Consider the following 3654-nt stretch of genomic DNA (forward strand, 5'->3'; position numbering starts at 1 on the left):
GCGTTTTAGGTGGTTTTAGGTGTGGGTGAGTGCCTTGGTTTGAATCGAAATGACATAAAAGCACTCCAGAAAAGCAGGGATCCCCGCTTGGGGATCCCCGATTGGTATGGCCGGAGCCGCAAGCCAAGCTAGGGCTGCCGCCGGAAGCTCCTGACTTCCAAAACCGGCCCTACCTGAGCCACCGTCACCATGTCTTCTCTGATCTGTCCCTGGATGGTGACCTCTAGTCCCTCTTGCAAGAGCTCTTTGGGGGCACGGAAAAGGGCATAGTGCTCGCCGGAAGGCAGCGTCAGCACCCACACTCCCCCTTCGATATCCAGGAACTGGATGGTACCGCTGTACTCTTGCATCACTGCCTCAGCGCCAGCCCAGTTGCCGTGGATTGAGATTCCGTAGCCGCTTGCGCTCCCAAGTAGGCCAGGCCCAGGCAGAGCAAGCCATTGAAGAGCAAGAAGGAGCGACCCAACCAAGCAGAGGATCCAAGCCATAGCACCCCCTCATAAAACAGGGATCCGGACAAGAGCAGATGCGAGGCCATGCCAATGCACAAGCCAATCACCGCCCAGCGCCAGCGCCGATGGCCCAGGAGCAGCAACATCAACAGGCCTGGGATCAACACGCTGGCAAATAGGGGGTTCAAGGCATTGGTCTGGGCAAAGGCGGTGCCCAACTCCGGCAGGGAGCTGCCCGCCAGTTGGAAGGGCCAACGGGGGCCACCGACAATCGCCAGCCCCTGCAAGGGGAAAAGACCGGCACTGCCCAACAGGATCCCAGCCAGCAAAGGCACCGTCTGCAGCAGCCGCTTGGGAGCCAGCCACCAGCGGATCAGCACCAGGATAATGTAGCCGCCCACCACCATCAGTAGCTTCGGCACCAGAGCAATCGGGCCACCATCGAACCAGAAGCGTGGGTTGAGGTAGCCATTGTTGTTCAGGTACTGCAGGAAGTCCTTCAACCAGAGCACCAAGGGGTTTTCCTCCTGTTGCCCTGTGGCCCTGGCCAGCGCCTTGGCTGCATCCAAACGACCAGCCCCGTAGAAGTTCTGTTTGTCGCCGGGCACTGGGGTAGCCGACATTTTCAGCACTTCCTCCACCTTGTCCGGGTCTTTGATGCCCTGAGCCTGGATCAGAGCTGCCACACCGGCTACGTGGGGAGTGGCCATGCTGGTGCCTTGGAAGTAGGCAAAGACCGGCTCGTTGGGGTTACGACGATTGATGGTTTGCTGCAGAATGCCGTACTCGGGGTGATCAGGCGTTTTGGCTCCGCCGGGGGCAGAGATGTCCACCCCCACCCCATAGTTGGAGTAGGGGGCTTTCTCCCCGTTGGGCCCCGTGGCCGAGACAGCGATCACATGCGGGTAACGGGCCGGGTAGCTCACCTGGTTGGAGTTTTCGTTGCCAGCGGCTGCGATCACCGTCACCCCCTTACTGTGGGCATAGGCCACCGCCTCCTCCATCAGTTGGGCAGAAGCGCGGCTACCCAGGCTGAGGTTGATGATCGTAGCCCCGTGGTCGGCAGCATAGCGGATCCCTTCCACCACATCCGACAGGGATCCAAAGCCGTTGGCATCCAACACCCGCACCGGCATGATCTTGGCCTTGAAGGCGATGCCGGCTACACCCAAGACATTGTTGGTGGATTGGGCGATGGTTCCCGCCACATGGGTGCCGTGGCCGTTGAGGTCTTCCGGCTCCTCATCGTCGTCCACAAAGTCATAGCCCTTCACAAATTGGGTTTGGGCCAGGTCGGGAACTCGTGTTACTCCCGTGTCCACCACGGCTACCGTCACCCCTTCCCCTTGGGAGATGTCCCAGGCTTCCGGCATGCGGATGGCCCTGAGGTTCCATTGCTGGGGATAGAGGCGGTCGTTGGGCACGAAAGCCGCCTGGAATTGATAGTTGGGGTGAGCATACTCGATCAAGGCTTCGTCGGTGAGCCGCTTAACCAGCCGCCGCGTGGATCCCAGGTGGTTGGCATCCACGTCAAACAGGTAGATCGCTTCTTGGCGGGCAAAAGCGCTGTCGCTGCTGGGGCGGAGCGTCAAGTGATACTCTTTAGCGATAGCAGCAATCTGACTGGGGGTGGCCGTGTTTACAAAATTGACCACGATGCTGTCGTAGGGGGCGGATCCCTTGCCGCAAGCCGTCAACAGCAAGGCCATCAAGCCGGCGCAGCAAAGACCCAACCAGCGTCTGAATTTCATAATTCACGCCCTCGGGATCCAAAAAATGTTGCAACCAGTATGCCCTCTGGATTGACAATTGACGAGATGAGAGCCGGCATGGGGGCAAAATTGCCAAAAGGTGCAACCTTCGCCGCGCAAGAAGGGATCCCAGCCCTGCCGAGAAAGTGCTATGACAAGATGAGCGTAAACTGCCGCCAGAAGGGGGGAATCGGGATCGATGGATAGAGTCTTGCAGCTCATGATCCAGGGTTGGTACTACTCCATCCCCCTGTTGACGTTCTCGGTCTTCTCGGTGGCCTGTTGCATTGAGCGGGTGCTGTTTTGGTGGAAAGTCACCCATCGGCAGGAGGAGGTGGTGCAGCAGGCCCTGAGTCAGTACCGGCGCAACCCGCGCGCTGCCCAGTATTTGCTGGAGCAAAATGCCGATTTGCCGATTGCCCGCATCTTTTTGGCCGGGCTGGAGCTGAACGAGGCCAGCCCGGAAGATTTTAAGTTGGCCCTGGAAACCGCCTTGGCGGCAGAGGTGCCCCTGCTAAAGCGCTTCAACACGGTCTTCGACACCGTGATTACCGTCGCCCCTTTCCTGGGCTTGCTGGGCACCGTTACCGGCATCATCCAGATCCTCAGCTCCATCCAACTGGGGGATATCGGCGGCACCGATACCCAGGGGGTAGGTCGGGGGATCGCCGAAGCCTTGTACTCGACGGCCTTTGGACTGATTGTGGCTATTCCCACCCTGTTGATTTCCAACGTCTTCCGCTCTTTGTACCTGCGGCAACTCTCTAAGATCCAAGAGTACGGCGGCATGCTGGAGCTGCTGCATCGGCAGCGGCAAGAGATGCAGGCCCAACAGCTTTCCCAGTATTCCTACACCCAATCTAGCCCCAGTGGCAGCTCCACCCTTCCCCCCTACTCCTCGCTTGAGCCCTCCTAACCTATGCGCATCCCCGAAGAGAACTTCCGAGCTGGCGAGATCAACATCGTGCCCCTGATCGATGTCATCTTCTCGATCCTGGTGTTTTTCGTGATCGCCAGCTTGGTGCTCACCCGCTCCGAGGCTCTGGATGTGAACCTGCCGGACGCGACCACAGCCGAAGTTCGTCTGCAGCCGGATGTAACGGTGAGCCTGACGGCGGAAGGACAGATTGCTGTCAATCAGGAGAAGATTGCCGATATCTCTGCTCTGATCCCAGCAGTGGAACGCATCCTGGCCGAGAAGCCGGCTGAAGGGCGGCGCTTGGTGGTGATCAACGCTGATTTGGCCCTCTCCCACGGCAAGGTGGTGGAGGTGATGGATACTCTGCAGCGGGTGCCCAATGTCAGCCTGGCAATTGCCGCCCGCCGCCCCAGCAGTAATCGGTAGCCAGCTTAGGATTTGGGCCAGTTTTGTCAAATATAGTCATTTATAGTCATTTCAGGTTAGGGTGAGACGCCTAGGCTACTGGTCGCGCCAGCGGGACGGAGTCCTT

4 protein-coding genes are annotated in these 3654 nt (G+C 59.1%); 2 read left to right on the plus strand and 2 right to left on the minus strand.

What is annotated here, in order from left to right:
• Positions 1-128: 128 nt before the first annotated feature.
• Complete coding sequence (locus NW856_RS09695; protein ID WP_041436283.1) at positions 129-350, minus strand: hypothetical protein; 222 nt, start codon at positions 348-350, stop codon at positions 129-131.
• Entirely contained in the window at positions 350-2203 is a 1854-nt protein-coding gene (locus NW856_RS09700; protein ID WP_414400004.1) for a S8 family serine peptidase, read from the minus strand. Before NW856_RS09700 ends, NW856_RS09695 begins: the two co-directional genes overlap by 1 nt.
• Before the next feature lie 223 nt (positions 2204-2426).
• On the opposite strand from NW856_RS09700, the gene NW856_RS09705 reads away from it, so the two are divergent.
• Together NW856_RS09705 and NW856_RS09710 are read left to right on the plus strand one after the other, a co-directional pair.
• The gene (locus tag NW856_RS09705; protein ID WP_414400009.1) at positions 2427-3119 is read left to right on the plus strand and encodes a MotA/TolQ/ExbB proton channel family protein; all 693 of its coding nucleotides are present in this window, start codon (positions 2427-2429) and stop codon (positions 3117-3119) included.
• Positions 3120-3122: 3 nt separating this feature from the next.
• Positions 3123-3548: an ExbD/TolR family protein gene (locus NW856_RS09710; RefSeq protein ID WP_011432458.1), complete on the plus strand. Its 426-nt coding sequence runs from the start codon at positions 3123-3125 to the stop codon at positions 3546-3548.
• Positions 3549-3654 lie beyond the last annotated feature (106 nt).

It is taken from the genome of Synechococcus sp. R3-13 (assembly GCF_047462195.1).
Lineage (GTDB): Bacteria > Cyanobacteriota > Cyanobacteriia > Thermostichales > Thermostichaceae > Thermostichus.

Bases quoted from the DNA above. Each gene is read 5' to 3' on its own strand.
- NW856_RS09695 (WP_041436283.1), bottom strand. From the start codon at position 350: ATGCAAGAGTACAGCGGTACCATCCAGTTCCTGGATATCGAAGGGGGA.
- NW856_RS09700 (WP_414400004.1), bottom strand. From the start codon at position 2,203: ATGAAATTCAGACGCTGGTTGGGTCTTTGCTGCGCCGGCTTGATGGCC.
- NW856_RS09710 (WP_011432458.1), top strand. From the start codon at position 3,123: ATGCGCATCCCCGAAGAGAACTTCCGAGCTGGCGAGATCAACATCGTG.